This window comes from Psychromonas sp. 14N.309.X.WAT.B.A12, assembly GCF_030397575.1.
In the GTDB taxonomy this organism is placed as follows: domain Bacteria; phylum Pseudomonadota; class Gammaproteobacteria; order Enterobacterales; family Psychromonadaceae; genus Psychromonas.
Genome location: NZ_JAPNXS010000001.1, coordinates 256141 through 280918, shown reverse-complemented (window position 1 = coordinate 280918; position 24778 = coordinate 256141). Strand labels below are relative to the sequence as shown.

General features: G+C 37.6%; 18 protein-coding genes. 7 read left to right on the top strand and 11 right to left on the bottom strand.

What is annotated here, in order from left to right:
* Nucleotides 1-7: 7 nt before the first annotated feature.
* Genes OW492_RS01275 through OW492_RS01250 form a run of 6 tightly spaced genes read right to left on the bottom strand, consistent with a single transcriptional unit; the run spans nt 8 to nt 7112 of the window.
* Nucleotides 8-943 carry a hypothetical protein gene (locus tag OW492_RS01275; protein WP_290037890.1) on the bottom strand — a complete coding sequence of 312 codons (936 nt, stop codon included), beginning with the start codon at nt 941-943 and terminating at the stop codon, nt 8-10.
* Between the two features lie 26 nt (nt 944-969).
* Complete coding sequence (kdsB, locus tag OW492_RS01270; protein WP_290037888.1) at nt 970-1740, bottom strand: 3-deoxy-manno-octulosonate cytidylyltransferase; 771 nt, start codon at nt 1738-1740, stop codon at nt 970-972.
* A gap of 2 nt (nt 1741-1742) precedes the next feature.
* Nucleotides 1743-1922: a Trm112 family protein gene (locus OW492_RS01265; protein ID WP_290037886.1), complete on the bottom strand. Its 180-nt coding sequence runs from the start codon at nt 1920-1922 to the stop codon at nt 1743-1745.
* A complete protein-coding gene (gene lpxK, locus OW492_RS01260; RefSeq protein ID WP_290037884.1) occupies nt 1916-2887 on the bottom strand; it encodes a tetraacyldisaccharide 4'-kinase in 972 nt (323 codons plus the stop codon). Before lpxK ends, OW492_RS01265 begins: the two co-directional genes overlap by 7 nt.
* The gene (msbA, locus tag OW492_RS01255) at nt 2887-4638 is read right to left on the bottom strand and encodes a lipid A ABC transporter ATP-binding protein/permease MsbA (protein WP_290037883.1); all 1752 of its coding nucleotides are present in this window, start codon (nt 4636-4638) and stop codon (nt 2887-2889) included. Before msbA ends, lpxK begins: the two co-directional genes overlap by 1 nt.
* A 20-nt stretch (nt 4639-4658) precedes the next feature.
* Complete coding sequence (locus OW492_RS01250; RefSeq protein WP_290037881.1) at nt 4659-7112, bottom strand: DNA internalization-related competence protein ComEC/Rec2; 2454 nt, start codon at nt 7110-7112, stop codon at nt 4659-4661.
* A 33-nt stretch (nt 7113-7145) separates the two neighbouring features.
* Between OW492_RS01250 and OW492_RS01245 the strand changes: the two genes are divergently transcribed.
* The gene (locus OW492_RS01245) at nt 7146-7664 is read left to right on the top strand and encodes a DUF2062 domain-containing protein (protein WP_290037879.1); all 519 of its coding nucleotides are present in this window, start codon (nt 7146-7148) and stop codon (nt 7662-7664) included.
* A gap of 104 nt (nt 7665-7768) precedes the next feature.
* Nucleotides 7769-8383, top strand: coding sequence for a hypothetical protein (locus OW492_RS01240; protein WP_290037878.1), 615 nt, complete (start codon nt 7769-7771; stop codon nt 8381-8383).
* 86 nt (nt 8384-8469) lie between these two features.
* Here OW492_RS01240 and pepN read toward each other — a convergent pair whose 3' ends face one another.
* Nucleotides 8470-11115, bottom strand: a complete 2646-nt coding sequence (gene pepN / locus OW492_RS01235; RefSeq protein WP_290037876.1) for an aminopeptidase N — start codon at nt 11113-11115, stop codon at nt 8470-8472.
* 390 nt (nt 11116-11505) lie between these two features.
* Nucleotides 11506-14208: a bifunctional acetate--CoA ligase family protein/GNAT family N-acetyltransferase gene (locus OW492_RS01230; protein WP_290037874.1), complete on the bottom strand. Its 2703-nt coding sequence runs from the start codon at nt 14206-14208 to the stop codon at nt 11506-11508.
* 220 nt (nt 14209-14428) lie between these two features.
* Between OW492_RS01230 and OW492_RS01225 the strand changes: the two genes are divergently transcribed.
* On the top strand, nt 14429-15865 hold the full coding sequence (locus tag OW492_RS01225) for an MATE family efflux transporter (RefSeq protein WP_354669209.1): 1437 nt from the start codon (nt 14429-14431) through the stop codon (nt 15863-15865).
* A gap of 36 nt (nt 15866-15901) precedes the next feature.
* On the opposite strand, the gene OW492_RS01220 is transcribed toward OW492_RS01225, so the two are convergent.
* Nucleotides 15902-16750: a M50 family metallopeptidase gene (locus tag OW492_RS01220; RefSeq protein WP_290037872.1), complete on the bottom strand. Its 849-nt coding sequence runs from the start codon at nt 16748-16750 to the stop codon at nt 15902-15904.
* Nucleotides 16751-16861: 111 nt separating this feature from the next.
* Nucleotides 16862-17770 carry a LysR family transcriptional regulator gene (locus tag OW492_RS01215; RefSeq protein ID WP_290037870.1) on the bottom strand — a complete coding sequence of 303 codons (909 nt, stop codon included), beginning with the start codon at nt 17768-17770 and terminating at the stop codon, nt 16862-16864.
* Between the two features lie 150 nt (nt 17771-17920).
* On the opposite strand from OW492_RS01215, the gene OW492_RS01210 reads away from it, so the two are divergent.
* The 4 genes from OW492_RS01210 (at nt 17921) to OW492_RS01195 (ending at nt 21627) form a co-directional block, all read left to right on the top strand.
* On the top strand, nt 17921-18919 hold the full coding sequence (locus OW492_RS01210; protein ID WP_290037868.1) for an NADP-dependent oxidoreductase: 999 nt from the start codon (nt 17921-17923) through the stop codon (nt 18917-18919).
* A gap of 166 nt (nt 18920-19085) precedes the next feature.
* Nucleotides 19086-19664, top strand: coding sequence for a TetR/AcrR family transcriptional regulator (locus tag OW492_RS01205; RefSeq protein ID WP_290037867.1), 579 nt, complete (start codon nt 19086-19088; stop codon nt 19662-19664).
* 65 nt (nt 19665-19729) lie between these two features.
* Nucleotides 19730-20896: an MFS transporter gene (locus OW492_RS01200; protein WP_290037866.1), complete on the top strand. Its 1167-nt coding sequence runs from the start codon at nt 19730-19732 to the stop codon at nt 20894-20896.
* A gap of 53 nt (nt 20897-20949) precedes the next feature.
* Nucleotides 20950-21627 (top strand): haloacid dehalogenase type II, encoded by a 678-nt coding sequence (locus OW492_RS01195; protein ID WP_290037865.1) that lies wholly within the window; start codon nt 20950-20952, stop codon nt 21625-21627.
* Between the two features lie 105 nt (nt 21628-21732).
* On the opposite strand, the gene OW492_RS01190 is transcribed toward OW492_RS01195, so the two are convergent.
* A complete protein-coding gene (locus OW492_RS01190; RefSeq protein WP_290037864.1) occupies nt 21733-24534 on the bottom strand; it encodes a bifunctional aconitate hydratase 2/2-methylisocitrate dehydratase in 2802 nt (933 codons plus the stop codon).
* Nucleotides 24535-24778 lie beyond the last annotated feature (244 nt).

The window sequence follows — 24778 nt, the reverse complement described above, 5'->3', positions numbered from 1 at the left end:
TAATATCCTATTTACCGCGACTAACACCACGAGATGTGGTTGATTTGCTATTTCTAAAACTACTTGAAGAGGCTTTTTGCTTCGAGTAACTCGACTTCCCTGAAAAACTGGTTGCTTTCTGTGCTTGTTTACTGACTGTAGACATGCGACTTGCACCTGTTTTAGATTTGGCATAAGGGCTAGTGAAACCGCCTTTGTTACCAAATTTTTTCTTCGTGCGTTGTGCTAAGTCATCTTGAGACTTACGTTGCTGAGGAGAAGTGTAACGATTACGACCAACATCATTGTAATAACTGTAATCACGTCTAGAAGACCAACGGTCGTAACCTATTTGACGAGGAGAAATAGCTGAGAATAAAGTATAAGCTGCATACCACTGCCAAAATGAGAAACCACTGCTGTTAGTTTGCCATTGACCGTAACCAGGATTACCTACCAACTGACTACCAGCACCGTTATCATCAGCCCCATTAGCTTGTAAACTTTGTGATTGGCTGATTGCATTAACACGAGCAAACTCACCATCAGACATATCAGCAATGACATTAATAGGATCAGAAAGCGCATCATTAAATAAAGTGGGATCAGAGGCTTCAATCAATGTTTCACTTTCAAATAATTGTGCTTCAATATCACCCAATACATCAGGTCGTGTTTTTAATGTAGCTAAACGGTCTGTTAAAGAACGGAACATAGGTCCCTCTCTCGTTGCATCTTTAGACAGTTCAGTTAACAAAGGTTTTAAGTCTGGCTTTTGTTGCTCTAATAATGTTGCATATTGCTTTAAAATAATCGCATTTCGAACACGTTGAGTATCTAAATTTGTCCCTAAATTTTCAATAAGGTAATCTGCTGTTTTAATGTTTGCTTGTAAGCGTTCAGGACGATCATCGCCACAGGCTACTAGCAACACACTGAAACAGAAAATAAGAAAAACTCTCATAGGCTTTATTATTCCTTAATATTAATTCAACTTTGTGACAAAACGTCAATCACTCGTTGTAAGTCTTCTGCAGTATCAACACCTGCAGGCGGCACTTGGCTTGCAACATCAACATGGATTTTATAACCATGCCAAAGTACTCTCAATTGCTCAAGTTTTTCAATACTTTCTAAAGGTGAAACCGATAATTGTGCATAGTGTTTTAAAAAGTTGACACGATACGCATAAATACCAATATGGCGTTGTAAATGACTCAAATCGACATTTTTTTCTTGTCTATTTTGCTCTGTAAAATTGTCGCGATCCCATGGTGTCGTCGCTCGACTAAAATATAAAGCAAGATTATGCTTATCTGTGACTACTTTTACCGCATTGACATTAAAAGCGTCATCTTGATCTGTGATAGGCGCACTTAATGTAGCGACACTCGCTTGCTGATTAACATATAAGTTATCTGCCACTTGTTTAATGACACTAGGTGGAATTAATGGTTCATCACCTTGTACATTCACAATAATTTCTTCATCTGAGAATTGATATTGTTCACACACTTCCGCTAACCTATCAGTGCCTGATTCGTGGTCCTTAGAGGTTAAACAAACTTCAATATTATTCACCGATACTAACGCATCAACGATGCGTTGATCATCCGTTGCAACGATCACTTGTTTAGCGCCACTCTGTAATGCTTGAATAGCGACTCGCTCAATCATGGTTTTACCCAGAATATCAGCTAAGGGTTTAGCAGGTAATCTAGTAGATTGATAACGAGCAGGAATAACCACAATAAACGACATAATTACTCCTCGTCAGCACTCATTTTACGTGCTTCTGCATACAATAAAGCAGGTATGCCATCTCTTACAGGATAAGCAAGATGATCAAACTTACAGATTAGTTCGTTGTTATCTTTATCGTAAGCTAGTTTTCCTTTGCATACTGGGCAAGCAATGATATCTAATAACTTAATATCTAACATTTTGATTCCTTAATCTGTGTTAATTTTTCTAAAAAAGGTTGAATAAAGGTGTCTGGAAGTTGACCATCAATGGGTAAATACCACCAATTAGCTTGGGAAAATGAGGTACATTTTACCGCATCTTTTTCCGTCATAAGCAAGGGCATATCAGTAGGGAATTGCTCAAAGTCACTAAAAGTATACGCATGATGATCAGCGAAAGAGACTTGCTTATTCACAGTAAAACCTTGCTCAACTAACGTATTAAAAAAGCGAGGTGGGTAACCAATAGCAGCACAAGCGTTAACCGATTGTGTAGATAATACTCCTTCACCACCATCTACCTTTTTACAAGGTGAAGCAACCAATAACATAGTCGACTCACCTTCATGACTTGCTCCATTATTGATAATGAAATCAACATCACGTAAACGACTCAGCGATTCTCTTAATGGCCCCATCGGCATAATATGCTGATTACCGTAGCGACGCTTACCGTCTACCACTACAATTTCAATATCACGTTGTAACGCATAATGTTGCAAACCGTCATCAGTTATAATCACATCAACATCGCAGTGTTTTGCTAAATAGTCGGCTGCATTGGCTCTAATTGGGTCAACTACAACGGGGATACCTAAGCGCTTATGAATAAGTACCGGCTCATCACCAGCTTCTTTTCCTAAGGTCTGTGTATTTACCGCTAAGGGATAATTAGTCGATTTACCGCCATATCCACGACTGATCACACCCGGTTTATATCCCTGTTTAATTAACAATTCACATAAACTAATGACAAAAGGTGTTTTACCATTCCCGCCTACCGAAATATTACCAACGACGACAACAGGTAACGGGCTTTTATAACTTTTAAGCCAACCGCGTTGAAAACAAAAACGACGAAAGGCACTAATAACCTGCATTAACAATGCAAAGGGCCATAATAGCCATGCCCACCATTGTGTAGGCTGATACCAAAAAGGCATTATAATTCACCTGATGATTGCATTTTATTTAGGCTGTGATAAATCTGACCTTGTGCAAGTAGCTCTTGATGGGTCCCTTGTTCAACAACTTGGCCATGGTCTATCACCAGGATTTGATCTGCATGTTCTATTGTGGATAGACGATGTGCAATCACGATTGAAGTTCTATTTTTTTGTAGTTCATCTAAAGCTGCTTGAATATGACGTTCTGACTCTGTATCCAAAGCTGAAGTTGCTTCATCCAAAATAAGCACAGGCGCATCACGTAATAGTGCACGAGCAATAGCTAATCGTTGACGTTGACCACCAGATAGCATAGCCCCATTTTCACCAATAACAGTGTTTAAACCTTCAGGGAAATTATTGATAAACTCCATAGCATGGGCGGTGGTAGCTGCTTTGATAATGTCTTCTTCTGTAAAACGATCTTCACTAGCGTAAGCGATATTATTGGCAATGGTATCGTTAAACAGGTGAACATTTTGCGATACAATCGCTACTTGATCTCGTAAAGAAGTCAATCGATACTCTTCAATATTCTTACCGTCTAATAATATTTCTCCTGAGTCGATATCATAGAAACGTGTTAATAAATTTGCGATCGTTGATTTACCACTACCTGAACGCCCTACTAATGCCACTGACTGCCCAGCTTTAACATTAAAACTAACTTTATTTAATGCAGGCTTATCCCCTGTAGGGTAAGTAAATACAATATTGTTAAGGCTAATATTACCTGCTACACGCTCTACTTCGTAAGTACCTTCGTCTTTAGCTATATTCATATCAAGCATATTGAACAAACTTGTACTTGCCGAAATACCTTTTTGAATTTCATTATTAATTTGGGTTACACTTTTAATCGGTTTCATTAATGCCATCATTGAACTGATGATCACAACAAAAGTACCAGATGAAAGTGTGTCCATAATTTGTGGAAAAGTAGCAAGATATAATACAAAAGCTAATGCAAAAGAAGACAATGTTTGAATAACAGGGACACTAATCGCATTCGCACTGGCCATTTTCATATTTTGAGCACGCACAGTATTACTGACTTTTTCGAATTTTTTATTTTCTATTTTTTGACCACCAAACATTAATACTTCTTTATGGCCTTTCAGCATTTGTTCAGAGGACGTTGTGACAGAGCCCATCGCATTTTGTAAGTTTTTACTGATTTTTCTGAAACGTTTACTCACAACATTAATGGCTAGACCAACGATCGGACCAACGACAAAGAACACCAATGATAATTGCCAGCTTTGATAAAACATCAATGCAATCAAGCCAATTGCTGTTGCACCTTCCCGGAAAATTTTAACTAAAGCGTTACTAGCTGCGTTCGATACTTGGTTTGCATCATAGGTTATTTTTGATAGCAACTCACCGGTGTTGGTTTTATCAAAAAATGAGACTGGCAACAGCATTAATTGTGCAAATAATTGGCGTTGTAGTTTCATCACCACATTATTACCAACCCAAGCCATACAATATGAGCTCATGAACGCAGCTAAACCACGAAGCCCCATTACAATCACTACAAAATAAGGCATCATTTCCAACACAGAAGGATCTTTACCTGTAAAGCCATCATCGATTAATGGTTGTAAAGACCAAATTAATGCCATATCAACACCGGCATAACCAATCATACCAATAATTGCCCCCACTAAAGCGAGCCTAAAATCTTTAATATAACTAATTAGTCGCTTTAAAATTGACCAAGCGCTTTCTTTATTGTTTTTCATTAATACACCAAATAAGAGATTTAGAATGCAAGATGCTGATGATACCAATAAGCAGCAAGATCTTCTCTATAAGTTTTTACTTCAATATGCTGATTTTGCACATTAAAGCGAATAAATCCAGTTTTAGCGGTTGTTAAATGTGCAATCTCTCGCTGCTGATAGCGTTGCACCACCGATTGTATAGGAAAACGCCAGCGATTTTTATAACCAGCAGAAAAAACCACCCACTTGGGATCCACTTGTTCAATGAAGTCTGTACTTGATGATGTTTTACTTCCATGATGTGGTGCAATCAATATATCAGCCCTAAGTAATGGTATCGTTTTATCTTGTTGCTTTACTAACTGCTGTTCGATCTTATGACTAATATCACCAGTCAATAAGACATTAATATGACCATCGCTAACTTTCACTACACATGAGTTATCATTATTGTTTTTCCCTATTTTGTTCGGTGACATAACGGTCATAGTCAATTTCCCTAACTTAATGACTTGGCCTGTTAAACACTGCTGGTACTTAACCTCTGTAGGCAATTGATAACCTTTATTAAGGGTCATTGCCTCCCCTGAGTAAGCCCTATAGATATCAAACTCTCGTTGAATCAATGCAGCTCCACCCGCATGGTCGTTATCACTATGGCTGACCATTAAAGTCTGCAGTTGCTTAACTCCCTTTGCTCTCAAATAAGGTAAAATAGTACTATTAGCTACAGCAAAATGCTCCCCGAAACTAGGTCCCGTATCGTATAAAAAAGATTGCCCTTCACTACTCACTAAAATGGCTAGTCCTTGCCCGACATCGAAGACTTCCACTTGCCAAGTAGAACGCTTTTTATATTCAATCTCAAACCAGCGAATAGCTAAAAATAACAAACTGAAGCCAATTATTCCTCGTTGTAATAGCCTATTTACTGTCAATAAATGACTATATGAATAAACCAATAATATTAATAACAACATGACAAGACAGCTTAATATAACCGCGACGGCAGACTTTGATAAGACTTGGTAGCCACCTGCTAATGGACTTGCATAGTCAAAGAACAAAACTAGCAATTCATTTGCAATCCCTAATACCCAATAACTTACAGTGTTAAAGAACAACGCTAGTAAAGCACCAAACAAAACAACAGGTATAATTAGCCAAGAAAATAACGGAATAGCAATAAGATTAATCAATAATGAAAAAACGCTAAAAGCAGAAAAGTTTATCAATTGAATAGGTAACATAAATATCGTTAACATCAATTGTAATAGCAGTAAATTTTTGATCACTAATAAACTCGAGGCGACTAACGATTTCCACCAAGACACCTGCTCTTTTCGTTGTAGTGCTTTACCTTTCATTACCCATAGAAAAGTGACAATCCCACTCATTGCAGTATAAGAGAGCCATAAACTACTACTTAAAATCGCTAATGGGTCAAACAAGAGCATTAACCAAAAACAGAAGAACAGAAGATCAAACAAACTAATTTTTCGTTTACTGGACAACATAATAATGCCTAGCAATAACATCAATAATGCACGCTGAGTAGGTAACGAAAAGCCAGATATATAACCATATAGAATGCAGACAAATAACCCAAATAAGTTCGCGATCCGCCAGGAAACCCAACCTAAATAAGCAACAGGTAAGCTTAATTTACAAAGCTGATGCAGTACGATGAAGGTAAACACAAATAACAAACCAATATGTAATCCTGAAATAGCAAACAGATGTGCAACACCTAAACCTGCAATAACGGCTTTATCTTCGGCATTGATTAAACTTTTATCAGCAAAAATTAAGGCTATAATAGCCCCTTGGTGCCTCATTGACTCTGTAAGTATTAACACTTTATTGTATAAACGGGATCGTAATGACTGTGTTGACTGAACAACCTCTAAATGTTGTTTAATAGAAGCAATATAAGCAATGTGCTGGGAATACCGCCATTTTTGCCTATCAAAACCATATGGATTTGCATTTCCCTGTAATGCTTTTAAACGCACCTTAAATTGATGAACTTGGCCTGCTTGTACCATTAATGTCGGTTTAAACCAGCGCATTTCAACTAAAGGGCAAAGAATACAGGTTTGATTATTGAGAGCGGTGATACGAGCAACAAAATAACCACTATTTTTTGTATTGATTAATGATTTCACCTGCACTGTTATGGTATTGTCTTCTGCCTTACTATTCTCAGAGATAAAACTCATTAAGGATTGATGATTATTACTTAATAAATTATCTACTTGAGTGCTATTATGGGATGTTGTTGGAAGACTGACGCCCAACATAGTGATATAAACAAACAGACTAAAATATACTGCAGTCGCAGGTACAATGGTTAGATAGCGACACCTTGGCCAGCACATTAAAGTGATTATAATTAAGGCACAACTAAGTAGCCCACTCCCATTTAGTAACTGTGGCCAAAATAGAGTAGTAATAAAAGTAACAATAGACAGACTTATTGTTATGCGCATTTCTTTCCATTTAAGTAGATAAAGTTTAATTATATGCCAAAAAAATTTATTAAACGTTTTTCCCCAAATCCAGAGACGTTAAAGGCCCACCCTCACTTACAACGTTTTGGTTCTAAACTACAAAATCCAAATTTATGGCACCTAAACCGACGTAGTGCTGCCGGAGCGGTTGCCGTAGGCTTATTTTGTGCTTGGATGCCGATGCCATTTCAAATGCTACTTGCTGCCTTTTTGGCCATGTTTTTTTCGGTTAACTTGCCAATTTCAGTGGCACTAGTTTGGGTATCTAACCCACTAACTATGCCACCACTATTTTATTGCGCTTATCGCTTAGGTGCTTTTATCTTACAAGCGCCACTGCTCGACTTTCATTTCAAACTTTCCTACCACTGGATAGTGAATGCAATTGAAACAATTGCACCGCCTTTGTTTGTAGGATGTGTCATTTTAGGCAGTATTTCCGCTTTACTTGGTTACTGGGGCTTTACATTTTTTTGGCGCTATAGCTCAGTTCAGAAATGGAAAAAACGAAAGTATTACAAGAAACATTAAGATAAGAATAAATAATTCGAATTTATATAGAATTTACTTTATTCTATTGTTTGTGATAACAACTCTCTTATTGTCAGTACATTAATTTAGAATATGGATATTGCATGAAAATACATCAAAAAGTAATTTCAACATTACTATTAACAGCTTTGTCATCTCCAGTGTTTGCAGAACGTTTAGTTGAGCCAGAATCTGCTTATGATAATGATTACATTAGTGTCACTGGATTTTTAGGTGCGCGTATTGATTTGAAGTACAATGATGGAAGTGAATTACAGGACTCACAGAGAGAGACTCATTTTGCTCAAGCATTAGCATTAAATTGGTCTTATGCCGAAAATTCAGAAGGTGAATTATTACTATCTAATAGTAAAAGTTCAGTTAATGATATTGAACTTAATCTTCAACATTTACACTTTGGCGGACGTATTTTATTTCAAGATATTTCTCCATTTTCTACCAGTATTGCTCTAGGAATAGGCGGTACGAGAATTTCAGAGTCAGAAAGTGAAGTTGATACTAGTTATGCTTTCTCTGCCAGTGCTGCTGTAGGTATGCGTTACCAATTAAGCCAACATTTTGCCCTTCGTAGTGATTTTAGAGTTTACGGGACATTGCTACGTGAAGGACATACAGAGTCTTTCTGTAGTGGTGATGATTGTTCAGATGGGTACTTAATTGAAGCAGAGTTATTAGCTGGTATTGAGTATAAGTTTTAAGACTCCCGATTAATCATTACATAACGATCAATAATTAATTGCTTTAGTTAAGGCCAATTAGATTACCTAATTGGCCTTAATTTTATCTACTGTGCTAATGCCTTTGTCACTTTCTCATATAAATCAACAGCCAAATCTGGCAATGCTAGCAATCTATTTAATTGCACTTTAATTAGCTCTATACGCTTTTCATCTAAACGTTTAAATTGAATTAATGGTGTAATTAAACGAGATGCTACTTGTGGGTTCTGACTATTCAACTTAATCAATTGGTCCGTTAAGAACTCGTAGCCGCTACCATCAAGATTATGAAAACGATACGTATTATTTTGTGCAAATGCTCCAACTAATGAACGTAAGCGATTTGGATTGCTAAAATCAAAGCTACGATGATTAAATAATGCTTCAATATTTTTTAGTACGTTATCAGAAGGCATACTTGCTTGTAGTGCAAACCACTTATCCATCACTAAACCTGTTTCAAACCATTTATCATCAAATGCTTGCATCACAGTTGAACGACAATCTAATAACCCGCTATTTGCCGCATTTAACGCACCAAGATAGTCAGTCATGTTATTACATGCAGCAATCTGTGCTAACACGTACTCATTGGCTAACTTTTTATCTACACGAGCAATAAATGCCAGCGCACTATTTTTTAGTTTACGTTTAGCAATATCTTCAATATCTGGCTGATACGCTTTTAACTCGTTATGACGCAGGTAAGTATCTACAAATAGTTCATGTAATTGCGTTGCGATCTCTTGCAGCATAAAGTCACGTGCTGTGTGAATTGCATCAATATCTACAACATCGAATAATTCACGCGCCCCATTTTCACTGGTGAAAGCAAACATATCGGCGACTAAAGAAGGATCTAAGTCTTCGCTAACTAATACAGATTTGAAACCATCAATAAAGATTTCAGGTAACGATAGCATTTCTGCATTCTGTAACGCTTTAACGTTTTTCACTAAATATTTATTAAATAAAGTTTGTCCTGCATCCCAACGAGAAAACTCATCGCTAGCAAAACTCATAATATCCAATAACTGCTCATCACTGTAAGCGTATTGATATTTAACAGGAGCAGAGAAACCACGGAATAAACATGGCACAGGCTTAGTTAACACATTTTTAAATACGAAAGTTTGCTCTGTATGAGTGAGACTTAATACACGGTTAGTTTTCCCCGGTAATAATTCAATGGCATTACCGTTACTGTCCAACAACTCAATATCAACAGGAATATGTAACGGCAATTTTTTCTTTTGATCTGCTGTTGGTAACGTTTTCTGTTTAAAAGTTATTTGATAAGTTTGGTTGCTGCTATTGTAATGATCAGTAACATATACTTGTGGTGTACCCGATTGAGAATACCAACGCTTAAACAATGATAAATCAATACCACTGGCATCTTGCATTGCAGCAACGAAGTCATCACAAGTGACCGCTTGACCATCAAAACGTTGCACATACAGCTGCATACCTTGTTGGAACTTCTCTTCACCTAATAAAGTATGCATCATACGGATCACTTCAGAACCTTTTTCGTATACCGTTAAGGTGTAGAAGTTGTTCATTTCCATCACACTTTCTGGACGAATTGGGTGCGACATCGGCCCTGCATCTTCAGCAAATTGATGGTCACGCATGGTCATAACATTAGCAATACGGTTAACACTACGACTACCTAGGTCAGAGCTAAATTCTTGGTCTCGGAATACCGTTAAACCTTCCTTCAAACTCAACTGGAACCAATCGCGACAGGTAATACGGTTACCCGTCCAGTTATGAAAATATTCATGGCCAATCACAGCTTCAATGCCTAGGTAATCTTGGTCAGTTGCACTTTGTGAATTCGCTAATACAAACTTAGAGTTAAAAACGTTTAAGCCTTTATTTTCCATGGCACCCATGTTGAAGAAATCAACGGCTACAATCATGTAGATATCTAGGTCATATTCTAGATTAAAGCGTTGTTCATCCCACTGCATTGATTTTTTCAGCGATACCATCGCATGCTGAGTTTTATCTAAGTTACCTTTATCAACAAACAGAGCAAGTTTTACATCACGGCCGCTTTTGGTAATAAAGTTATCTTCTAAGCAATCAAAGTCACCAGCCACGAGTGCAAATAGGTAAGCGGGTTTAGGGAATGGGTCAACCCATGAAACAAAATGACGACCATTTTCTAAATCACCTTGATCCACTTGATTACCATTTGATAATAAATACGGGTACAAGGCTTTATCGGCAATCACTTTAGTACTGAATTTTGCTAATACATCAGGACGATCTAAATAATAGGTAATACGTCGGAAACCTTCTGCTTCACATTGTGTACAGAACGCATCACCTGACTTATATAAGCCTTCAAATGCTTGATTGGCCACGGGGTCAATCTCAGTGTTAATTTCTAAGGTAAACGAAGCAGGCAATTGATTAATGATAATGCCATCTTCGACTAATTGGTAATCAGAGTATTCAGTACCATCCACCAAAAGAGAAACGAGGGTTAATGCTTCACCAAATAAAAATAGTGGTGTTACATCTGTGCTAACACGTTTAACTTGGCTTACTGCTTTTACTTTAGTTTGGTTATCAAACAGATCAAACTCAAGGTCAATAGTGGAGATAGTGTAATCTGATGGACGGTAATCACTAAGGTGTTTTTCTTGCGGATTTCTTTCGATAACTTCTTCTACGAGAGAGTCAGACTGGCTCATTTTTATACACTCTTAAATCAGGGAAATTAATACGGTTAATATACAAGAAGGCGACTTATTTACTAAGCCTTATTTGTATATCAATAACAATCACACTCTTTACATTGTCTATTTTACTGGTTAACAACTTATCTACTTTATAAATAGCAAAAGGGGAATAATCCTTTTTTGCAGCAACTTACCAATAGAATTAAGTATTATTTACGACGTAAAAATAAAACAACTTATTTAATGCTAATGCTATAACCACGACATTGTATTTACGTATATTCTTTTTTTATCGTTAACAATCAATTACAAATAGGGAAAATTGATCACCGTTTATCCACTCTACACAATGGTGATACGGCTAACATCAATCAAGGCTGTATATTTGTATCAGACTTATCCTCACTTTGTAAGTTCCATATGCATATTAATAATGCCCTCCTCGATATCACGCTCTATTTTAAAACCGAGTTTTTTAGCTAATTTGGCCATACCAATATTATTTAACATGGTCATCGCTACTAAATAACGAGTGCCTTTAGACTGTTGATAAGCAATCATCTTATTCAACAATAATGATCCCATACCTAACCCTTGTAAATCTCGGCTTACTATCATACCAAATTCAGCTTCAATATTGTCGGGATCAGTAGACGCGCGAATCACTGCAACAATATCTTGTTCTTCTTCATGACTATAATTAACGGCAATAAAAGCCATCTCTCTTTCGTAATCTATTTGAGTCAGCATTGCCATCTCTTCATGGGTCATGGAGCCACGCTGTGAGAAATAACGTTTATAGCGATCTTCTTTAGTTTGGCTATTATCAAAAAGTTGGTGGCGAACTTCGTCTTCAGCGGTAATAGGCCTCAACAGAATAGTTTGTCCATTTTTTAGATCGATGATTTCTTCAAGGTGTTTAGGGTATGGGCTAATCGCAAACCGACAGGGTAAATTTGCCTCACTCTGTATTAACGTTATTTGGCTATCCACGATTGTGACATTATTCCCCGACACTAATACCGGATTTAAATCTAAATCTTCTATTTGTGGATTATCTAATAACATTTGTGACAGTTGTGTGAGCATTAAGCAAACGGCCTGCATATCAAAGTCTTGAACTTGTTGCTTCACTTTTATCTTTTTATCTTTAATGCCTTGAATAACCAAATACCTTGCCAATGCCATGTTTAATGGCGGTAAGGCTACAACAGCATTTTCTAATGTTGTTTGCAGATCCCTAGTATCACTATCTTGAGAAATAGCAATAACAGGACCAAAAATGGCATCCTGTTTAATCATAACGCGCAGCTCCAAGGCCAAACCAGAAGCCACCATCTTTTGCAGTGTAAATCCAGTCAATTTAGCATCAGGTAAGGCTTTCTTCACACGCTCTTTAATCGACCTTAAGGCAGAATCAAGTTCACGCGCATTATTGATATTTAACATCACACCATGGACTTGGGATTTAAACTGAATATCAGGTGAATTTATCTTCACCGCTAAGGGATACCCTATGATTTTCGCTTTCTCAATAGCATCGGTAATATCTAAAGCAATATGGGTATCTATAGTATTAAGATGGTATGCATCGAATAGCGGTTTTGTACAATAAGTGCTGAGTTTAACGGGTTGATCATTTTCTCCTTTGCTGCGCTCAATTAGCATCTCTTTGATGAAGTCTGTGGCTGCTTTTGCATCGTAGATAATATGATCTGGAACACTGATTGGTGTTTCCATTAATAGTTTTTTGTTGCGTCGATATTGCACTAAATGCATAAACGCAGTACTTGCCCCTGTGGGAGTTCTAAAGGTAGGAATTTTAGCGTTTGCAAAGATTTGTCGCGCAGGCCTTGCCGCGGCTTCCCCAGTCCAATTAGTTAATATATTAATTTGTTTACGTCTAGGGTGCTGTTTAATCGCTTCGACAATTGCTAATGCAGTCTCTTCACTATTCGATAATGCTGAAGGTGAATGTATGATTAAAATAGCATCCACTTGGTCACTATCCATTAGATGTTTCAACGCCGTAGCATAACGTGTTGGATCTGCATCACCAATCATATCAATGGGATTGTTATGTGACCAATTAGCAGGTAAACAGGCATTAAGCTTATCCATTAACGGTGCATCAAGTTCTGCTAAACGCCCTCCTTCCTCCACCAAATTATCAACGGCGAGAACGCCCAAACCACCACCATTACTGACAATTGCTAAACGCTCTCCATGCAATGCTCTGGAATAAGCTAAAGTTTCAACGGCAGCAAATAATTCATGTAAGTCATGCACACGTAACAGCCCCGCACGTTTAATGGCTGCATCATAAACACTGTCATGACCAAATAAACCTCGACTATGTAAAGCAGCCGCTTTAGCCCCTAATAAAGAGCTACCAGATTTAATTACTAACACTGTTTTATGTTGTGCAATGGCACGTGCAGCAGATACAAAAGCGCGGGCATTATCAATGTTATCAATGTACAACAAAATAGACTGTGTTTTTGCATCACGTGCCAGGTAATCTAACACCTCAGGGAAGCCGATATCCTTCGCATCCCCCAATGAAACAAAAGCAGAGAAACCAATGCCTTTGCTGCTCGCCCAATCTAATACGGTTGTACACACTGCTGCTGACTGAGAGACAAAAGCAATATTACCGGGTAATGCATTACAATGCGCCAAACTTGCATTTAATAAACTATGCGGGCTAATAATCCCCAAACTACTCATACCTAATAAACGGATATGGTAATTCGCTGCTAAACGATAGATTTCACTTGAAGTGCTTGCTTGACCTTCGGTCGCGACAATGATCGCAGCCCGACAACCTTTATCTGCCAACGCAATAAGAATATCCGGTATACGGGCTTCATTAGTGCAGATTACCGCTAAGTCTGGGACGATCGGTAAATCGGAAATTTTTTGATAGGCTAAGACACCATGTACTGAACGATGTTTTGGGGTTACCGGCATAATTGGGCCATTAAAGCCCGCCGCCAACAAGTTATTCATGACTAAGTAACCTGCCCGCTTAATATTGACGGATGCACCAATAACAGCAACAGACTTAGGATTAAAGAAGTGTTTAAGTGACTGTAAACTCATAACTAACCTATCTAATACTGTGAGTATAAATACGAGGAAATAATAGTTTACCTATTCAAAAAGAAGTTGCTGTGCTTTTTAAATAAAGTAAGAGGCTTATCATCTATTTTTAACGTATTTAACTAATTTTATAGCATCTTCCAACTGTTCTTTTTTAAAGCAAAACCACCATTAAAAATAAGTCTATTAATTATAATTTCCAACTAAGACAAATAACCATGTGGTTTTTACATTTAAAGTAAGAATTCAATTGCACCCTATTGCTGGTCATCATACACTCGCTGTTTTTGTTTTATCGGAGTTCGCTGTGCCATTTGTTGTTGAATCTAAAAAAATTATCAAACTAAGCCTTCCATTATTTATCGCGCAGTTTGCACAAACAGCAATGGGCTTTGTGGATACTGTTATGGCCGGTGGAGTGAGTGCTACAGATATGGCAGCAGTAGCAATTGCAGCTAGTATTTGGTTGCCTTGTATTCTCTTTGGAGTGGGTGTGTTAATGGCCTTAATCCCACTGACGGCGCAAGCACATGGTGCTAATGATTTAATTAACATTCCTAAAACTGGACAACAAGGTTTATATCTATCGTTGTTGTTATGTATTCCAGTGGCCATCGTCCTGTTTAATGCCAGCTCTCTGATGGTCATCATGGAAATAGAAGATCGCCTAGCAGAAATCACAACGCACTATTTATATGCGATGATTTTTGCTATTCCAGCTTTTTTAATATTCCAATCGCTGCGTAACTATATTGAAGGGTTATCTTTAACTAAACCAGCAATGGTAATTGGTTTCTTGGGTTTATTACTTAATATCCCATTAAATTGGATGTTTGTTTATGGTGAATGGGGTGCACCTGCCATGGGCGGTGTAGGTTGTGGTGTTGCGACAGCTATTGTTTATTGGTTCATGTGTATCGCATTAGCTGCTTACGTTTATTACACTCGAAAACTAAAGCATTATCCTTTGTTTACACAATTCACTAAGCCCGACTTCAAACATATTTACCATATCGCTAAATTAGGTCTGCCAGTTGCAGTTGCCCTATTTTTTGAAGTGACTATTTTTGCTGCCATCGCAATATTAGTTGCTCCATTAGGCGCAAATGTAGTGGCATCACATCAAATTGCGATTAACTTCTCAAGTATGATCTTTATGCTGCCTATGAGTATCGCCAATGCGGTGAGTATTCGTGTTGGATATAACTTAGGGCAGCAAAGCAATAACGGAGCAAAACAAGCAAGCTATGCAGGCCTTGCTATTGGCTTAGGTTTATCGATAATTACAGCGCTACTCAGCATCATCTTTAAACAGCAGATAGCAGAGCTTTACTCCCATAATTCAGAGGTAATTGAATTAGCCATTACATTAATTTTGTTATCAGCTATTTATCAATGTGTAGACGCTATTCAAGTGGTCGCAGCAGGTGCATTACGAGGTTATAAAGAGATGTCAGCAATCTTTATTCGTACTTTTATCTCTTACTGGGTGGTAGGCTTACCGCTAGGTTATATTTTAGGAATGACAAATTTGCTCACCCAACCAATGGGTGCCGTAGGTTTCTGGATAGGTATCACGGTTGGCTTAACCACTGCTGCTATATTATTGGGTCAACGCCTACATAGCATTCAAAATAAACAGTTTGCTGTCCTCTAAGTTTACTTGCAAACAGCTAAAACATAGTTGTTTGCATTATCTAAAACGATAGGCGAGAACGAATAGATACCCTATCGTCAGTGGCAATAAGAGCAAACTAGCCAACACAATACCTATTAAATAAATAATAGACACCATGTTAATCATGCTTCCTATTTGGGTAAACCAGGTCAATTGTAGAAATTGGTTAGCTAACATCAATAACAAACATATAAAAACAAACACGATCACCCCTCCACTAATTCCCTTTAAATCTTCAGCAGAGGGTGATAAATGCAAACTGATAGCGGCACAACAATACGCCCAGAAAATGACTTTAACAGGTGCATTAATATATGCCTGTTCGATAACCTCAGTCACTGCATTAGCTAATTTTACTAGACTTTCGTAATGCAACTCACTGACACCATCAAATACCGCATTGTATAACAGTAAAAAAAGTGCATCGGCATTGTCTAATAAACACCAACTAGCAAGGTACAAACCTAATAACCCACCGAATAAAGGAGCTATGGCGATAAAGAAATTGCCCATTATGTGCCATAGATTGCGGTTATTATATGAATGAGTCACGTAGCCTAGCGTGCCTTTCTGATCAGGACTGAACAATAAAATCCGTTTAATTTTATGACCAAAAACAAGACATAATAAAGCATGAGATATTTCATGTATTGGTGTGCCAATCCAAGCGCTAATATAAATAGCCTTACCGCCAAACAAACGCATGCTAGATGCAAAGACCAATCGTTGCAAAATGAATAGGATAATCACTAAAGTCAAGAACAGGCTTACTGTGTTAATAGCCATAAGACTCTGTGTAATAAGCTTTTCAAAGCTAATATCTCCGGCATTAGGCAATGAAATAATAATTTGTTGTAAATCCACATGCGTCCTTTAATGTAGTCATACCGACGACTCTAGTTTGCTTATTAAGATAACTTATTTAATATAATTCGTATAAAGTAAAGTCGATAAAGTTACTTATTTAAAAAGGGCTTATATTTTAAGTTCATTAACTCTTGCTACAATAAAGTCGATTGCTGCTTTTAACTTAGGAACCTGATAACGTTGTTTTTGATATAACAGATAAAGGCCTAAGTTAGGGTTCTGTGTTACGGTTAATGGAGGCGTAATATTCAACTCGACCAATTCACCCGATAAAAGATGCTCCTTTAATGCCCACCTTGGCATCATTAATATCCCTTTTCCTGCAATAGTTTGTCTTAATAACCACTCCCCACTATTAGTAATAAGATAAGGTGCAGCTGAAACATCATGCCATTGCCCGTTTATTTCACATAACCAAGGTGTTGCACCAGCAGGTGTTTTGAAAAATAACCCCTGATGTTCTTTCAACTGCAGTGCATCTTCTATTTTATCCGTTTTTTTGAGGTAACTAGGCGCAGCAACGGGAATAAAGTCGTTATCCATGAGTTTAATGGCAACCACGTGCTCATCTGGTGCATAGCCACCACGAATAGCCAAGTCCACTTCATCTCTTGCAAGAGTAGATAATTCATCGCTTAGCGTCACATTTAACGTGACCTGCGGATAAAAACTATAAAATTCATCCAACAGGGGTAACAACACTTTTTCACCAAACCCCACTGTCGAACTGATATTTAACACTCCCATTGGGGTTGTTTGATAAGCACGGACCGATTCATCACTGAGTTCAAGCGTTCTTAATACATCACTTACCTGCTGATAATATTGCTGCCCTATCTCAGTGAGTGCCATTACCCGTGTTGAACGTTTTAATAAGGTAGCGCCTAAACTTTTTTCAAGGTCTGCAATACGACGTGATAACGATGAAGGAGGCACTGAAAAAATCTCTGCAGCTTTAGTAAAACTACCAGTTTCCACGACTTGAACAAAATACTTTAATGCACGTAGTTGATCCAATTGAGGCTCCTCTATATAAAAACCAACATTATTGTCTTTTAGACAATAAAGATGCTCATATTAAGGTATATATCTTGATATTAATAGTTGTCATACTGACTTTCGTTGATTCAACAACATAAACTTTGCTTTTATTAAGAGGAAGATAACATGACAACATATACAGCAATTAATCTCGTTAAATACCATGAGGGTGGTCATGTGGACTCATCAATTTTCGAAGTCGTTGAGAAAACATTACCTGAAGTCGCACCAGGTCAAATTTTGGTTAAACAAAACTACATGTCACTTGACCCAGCTATGTTTGGTTGGATGACACCTGATACTAATAGTTATATTCCGCCAGTCGCGCTAGGCGACGTAATGCGTAGTTCAGGTATTGGTGAAGTAACCGTTAGTAATCACCCAGATTTTACTGTAGGTGATCGTGTCATGGGTATGATGGGATGGCAACAATACTACCTAGGTGATGGCCAAGGTCTAAATAAAGTAACTGCCGACTTACCAGATGAAAGTATTTTATCTGTATTTGCATTACCAGGTTTAACTGCCACACAAGGCTTATTTAACGTGGGTAAACCAGAAAAAGGTGAAACCTTGATCGTAACAGGTGCCGCTGGCTCAGTTGGTTCTATCGTAGGGCAACTAGCTAAAGCAGATGGTTTACGTGTGATTGGTGTTGTCGGTAGCCAAGAAAAAGCAGATTGGATCGTCAACGAGCTAGGGTTTGATGCCGCGATTAATTACAAAAGCGATAACTTAGCAGAGCAATTAGCAGATGCAGCACCAGACGGTATAGACGTATTCTTTGAAAATACTGGTGGCCCTATTCAGCATATGATAATAGATAAAATGAATGCACATGGCCGCGTTGTAGTGTGTGGTCTGATATCTGATTATCACAGTGATGTTCCGGCACCCGGCCCAAGCTGGTTAAATGTGATTAAGCGTCGTATCACTATACAAGGCTTCACCATGCCAGATCATTTCCATAAAGTGCCAGCGTTATTAGAAAAACTAACACCTTATGTGATGGCAGGCCAAATTAAACACAGAACCCATGTATTAGAAGGTTTAGAATCTGCTATCGATGGTTTAAACCTTTTTGCGACCGGTGCTAACAAAGGTAAATTAGTCGTTAAAATCTAGACGATTAATTTAATATATAAATAATTAATTTGATATAAAGCACTGACGATCAACGTTGGTGCTTTTTTTATGCCTACTAAAGTTCATCTCCTCTTTGAAAAGTCACTTGTAAAATTATTTAAGATCCCTAGAATAGATTTAAACTAACCGATCGTTTAGGTAAAATATGCCACGCAAAAAGAGTTATGAAGATAATCATGTTATCGAAAAAGCGACGCAGCTTTTTTGGCGTAATGGTTATCACAACACTTCAATGAGCTTGCTTGAATCTACAATGGGTATTAATAAATTCTCTATTTATGCCAGTTTTGGTAGTAAGCAAGGTGTATTTATTGCCAGTTTACAAGCCTACCGAGCCCTTCATTCACCAGCGATCATTAAATTAAAACAAAGTGATCAAGGCTTAATGGCTATAAAAGCTTTTTTTTATGACTGTTTAGATATTTATCATGACACGGATTGCAGTAAAGGATGCTTAATGTCTAACACTCGTGCTCAATTAAATAGCCATAAAGAAACTAAAGTACTCGCTGAAATTCAATCCTTTGTTGATTATCAACGACAACTATTTATTGATAAGTTACTAGAGCATGGCCTTGACCAATCAACAGCAAATAAGCAAGCAAATTATCTTATCATTACAAAACAATCTATATCAGCAGCATCAAAAGTGCACCCCATTGAACAAGTACATGACTATATTGAATTCACTTTCAATGCGATAAGTGCAACTCACAAACATTAACCAATAAACAAGGTGATCAAATTCCACACCTCGTTTCTAACCAATTGTTTAGTTACTGGAAGATTATGAATAATCAAATTATCTTTTTATTAGGCTTGCTGCTTTTCTTTGCTAATGGTGATAATTACGCTGCTGCTCCTTTAATCGTTAACATTGCTGAAGATTTAGATTTTAGTGTCAACGCTGCGGCAACATCAGTTACAGCTTATATGCTAGCTTTTGGTGTATTTACTATCTTGTTTGGCCCTTTATCTGACCGTTACGGAAAAGTATTTATTATCCATGTTTCCACATTAGGGACAGCCATTTTTAGTATTTTAGGCGCATTGGCTTATGATTTACCTTCATTAATATTTTTTAGATCTGTAAACGGGGCATTTGCAGCAGGCTTATTACCTGTTGTGTTAGCTTACCTAGGACAAGCAGCGTCAGATAATGAGCGACCTCAAGTACTGACTAAAATAATGTCTTATGGATTTTTAGGCACCGCGACTGCCACATTGATCGGTGGTTCGATTGCGCATTTAGGCTCATGGAAACTGGTATATTTAACGTATGGTGTATTAGAGCTCATACTTGGATTAGTAATGTTAAAAGTCATTAAAAGGGATAAACCAATCAGTAATAAAGTCACCATTATTGCCACCTATAAAAAAGTACTATCAAACAAAGGTGTAATCGCACTTTGGCCATTATTTATAATAATGGGTTTCACCGTTTTTGGAATCTTTACTTACACAGGTCAATTAATCAGTGAACGTTTTAACTATGACATATTTACAGTGGGTGCAATGTTATCGCCTTTTGGCTTAGGCATTATTCTAGCCGGAAAGATAATGCCGAGACTAAGGTTAAAATTGAAAAAAGGATACATGCCATTTAATGGACTGTTAATTGCTGTCGCATTGGTGGGGTTGGCTAATACGCAAAGTCCTGCTTTATTTTGTTTATATTTATTCTGTTTTGGTGCAGGTTTTATTCTATTCCAACCCGTTTTTATTGCCAAAATTCAAGAACAAATTCCAGAAATGAAAGGGTCTATTATGTCTATAGCATCCTTTGGATTATTTACAGGCGGTGCAATTGGCACAACCTTTAATGGATTTGTAATCACACATTGGGGAATGGCAACTATGCTGTATATTTCTGCGTTTTTGATAACTATTACGGGCTTTGTTGCCGCGGAAATAATGGAAAAATTAACCCCGAACTTAACAACAGTTAAAACCTAAAACATTGATAAAAACACCTTCTATATCCATTAATTAACAACCAAGGAATTTATATGAAACGCGATACCATCCTATTTGATATTAATGAAACAGTGCTTAACTTAAATTTATTAAAACCTAAGTTTGCTGACGCATTTGGGGATGAATCAGTAATGGGCCTATGGTTTTCTACCTTATTACACACATCCACAGTATGCGCAGTAACTGGTTTAAAAACCGGATTTGCGACTTTAGCCGCCAATGTATTAGATAATATTGCAGTAAAGACTCAGGCTACTCTGACAAAAGAAGTACGAGAAGATATTTTATCAACCTTTTCAAGTTTGAAAGCACATAATGATATTAAGCCAGCATTAGCAAAATTACGCGAAAGTGGCTATCAAACTATTGCCTTCTCAAACTCGTCAACTAATTTGATTGAAAAGCAGATCGCTAACGCAGGATTAAGCGACTCTTTTGATCAGATCCTTTCCGTTGAAATAACCGGGAGTTTTAAACCAGATCCAACAGTATATCAATTTGCTGCAACACATTTAAATAAGCCTATCAGTGAATTACGTTTAGTAGCCACACATGATTGGGATACACACGGAGCAATGTCTGCAGGCATGTTAGCAGCATATATAGATCGTGCTGGTACCCCCTATAATCCACAGTATTTAACACCGACAATTAATGAAAATAATATGTTATCTGTTGTAGAAAGAATCATCCTAGCAGACCAAGAATAGCAGGTTATAAAATATGAAAACGGTATTATTTATTAAACATTAAATAATAAAAAAGAGCTGTACCCTTTCGGATACAGCTCTTTTTAATGTTAGCTAGAAACTAGTTTATAGATTACTAACAGGGATAAACTCAACTGGCTCAGTTGTCATTGCATCTAGTGGTGGAGCAAAATCAGTAAGCTTGATACCTTTCACTGCATTTTTGTACTCTTCCATCGTTGGTGTACGACCTAGGATTGTTGAAAGCACTACCACAGGTGTTGATGATAATAATGACTCACCTTTTTTACCTTCAGTATCTTCTACAACACGACCTTGGAATAAACGAGTAGATGTCGCCATTACTGTATCACCTTTTTCAGCTTTCTCTTGGTTACCCATACATAGGTTACAACCAGGACGTTCTAAATACATGATGTTTTCATATTTAGTACGTGCCGCTTCCTTAGGTGCGTCATCATTAAATTCAAAGCCAGCGTATTTCTTCAATAGCTCCCAATCGCCTTCTGCTTTTAACTCATCAACAATGTTGTAGGTTGGTGGCGCAATAACTAAAGGAGCTTTAAATTGAATTTGGCCATTTTGATCTTCAAGATTTCTTAACATCTGCGAAATGATCTTCATATCGCCTTTATGTACCATACAAGAACCAACAAATCCTAAATCAACCTTCTTCTCACCTTTGTAGTAAGACACAGGACGAATAGTATCGTGCGTGTAACGCTTAGAAACATCTTCGTTATTTACATCTGGATCGGCAATCATTGGTTCAACGATTTGGTCCAAATCAACCACTAATTCAGCGAAGTATTTCGCGTTATTGTCTGGAGATAAGGCCGCTTTTTCACCAGATTTGATTTCATTGATACGCTTGTCAGCAATCGCAATTAAACCTTTCAGTGTTTGCGCTTCGTTATCCATCCCTTTATCAATCATGATTTGGATACGGCTTTTCGAAATTTCTAGCGACTCTATTAATGTTTCATCTTGTGAAATACAGATAGACGCTTTTGCTTTCATTTCCGCAGTCCAATCGGTAAAGGTGAAAGCTTGATCAGATAATAATGTGCCAATATGCACTTCAATTACACGACCTTGGAAAACATTATCACCGAACTGTTTTAGCATTTGCGCTTGTGTTGCATGTACTACATCACGGAAATCCATGTGGTCTTTTAAATCACCTTTGAAGGTTACTTTAACAGACTCAGGAATCGGCATTGTAGCCTCACCCGTTGCCAATGCTAAACCAACCGTACCTGAATCGGCACCAAATGCGACACCTTTAGACATACGAGTATGTGAGTCACCACCAATGATGATAGCCCAATCATCCACTGTAATATCATTCAATACTTTATGAATAACGTCAGTCATTGGGCGGTAAACACCTTTTGGATCACGTGCAGTGATCAAGCCAAACTTATTCATGAACTGCATTAGCTTAGGAATGTTTGCTTGTGCTTTAGCATCCCAAACAGATGCAGTGTGACAACCAGATTGGTATGCACCATCCACAATTGGAGAGATGACTGTTGCAGCCATAGATTCAAGTTCTTGAGAAGTCATTAGACCCGTTGTATCTTGCGAACCAACAATATTAACTTGAACACGAACATCAGAGCCAGCATGCAGTGCAGCTTCTGACATCACACCAACTGCATTTTTATTAAAGATTTTTTCAACAGCTGTTAAACCTTGACCTTCATGTGAGATCTCTTTCGATGGTGCGTATACCAACTCTAGTGGAACGCCCAATGTTTCAGCTGCAAATGTTTGCAGTTTTTTACCGAATACAATCGCGTAAGAACCACCCGCTTTCATAAACTCAACCGCTTGTGGAGAAAATGCAGATGACACGTCAACTAACTCTTTATCGCCGTTGTATAGTTTTTTCTCTTTAGTATTAATCGTTAATACTGTACCCGTTTCAACAGAATACTTTTGCTCAAGTACAGGGTCACCGTTGTCATTTAAAACAGTTTTTCCATCTGCATCTACTTTCTTAACCCAGTTTTTAAGGTCTAAACCGATACCACCAGTCACCCCTACCGTTGTTAAGAAGATAGGAGAAATACCATTAGTGCCAGCTACAACTGGTGCAAAATTAACAAATGGAATGTATGGGCTAGCTTGCTCGCCGGCCCAAAGTGCAACATTATTTACACCAGACATACGAGAAGAACCAACACCCATCGTGCCTTTTTCAGCAATTAACATCACTTTTTTACCAGGGTACTTCTTCTGTAGCGCTTGAATTTCGTCTTGCGCTTCTGGTGAAATCATACATTTACCATGTAACTCACGGTCAGAACGAGAGTGAGCTTGGTTACCTGGAGATAATAAATCCGTAGAAATATCACCTTCTGCAGCAATATAAGTAACGACATCGATTGTTTCTGGAATTTCAGGCAATTTAGTAAAGAAGTCAGCTCGAGCATAACTTTCAAGAATATCTTTAGCTACTTCATTACCAGCTTTAAACGCAACTTCAAGACGTTCAGTATCTGCTTCGTATAAGAAGACCTGTGTTTTTAATACTTGTGCTGCAGGTTGAGCAACAGATGCGTCGTCAGACAGTGCTAAATCTAATAACACTTCAACTGATGGACCACCTTTCATGTGTGAAAGCAGTTCAAAAGCAAATTCAGGAGTGATTTCTTTAACTACTGATTTACCGAGGATAATGTCTTTTAAGAATTGAGATTTAACACCCGCAGCGCTTGTTGTACCAGGCAAAGTGTTATAGATGAAGAAATGAAGAGAGTCTTTATGATGCTCATTACCAGTATCTTTGATTTGCTCGATGATTTCAGCTAATAGCTCACCTTTATCAATTGGCAGTGGATGTAATCCTTGAACTTTACGGTCTTCTATTTCATTTAAGTAATCTAAATACAGGCTCATTTATACCTCTAATAATAACAATAATTTAACATACGTAACATTATATACTATAAACATAAAAAATAGATAGCAACTCAACTCGCAGATAAAACGATATAATTCAATAAAATGAGACTAAAATGGCTCCATATGATTATCATTATCAGTAGCAAGCCGACATTTAACAAAATTGTACACAATTCATCCAATTGTTTACATTTACTAGATTGCCGCTCTACATTAGGCAATTCGCTTTGTTTATCAA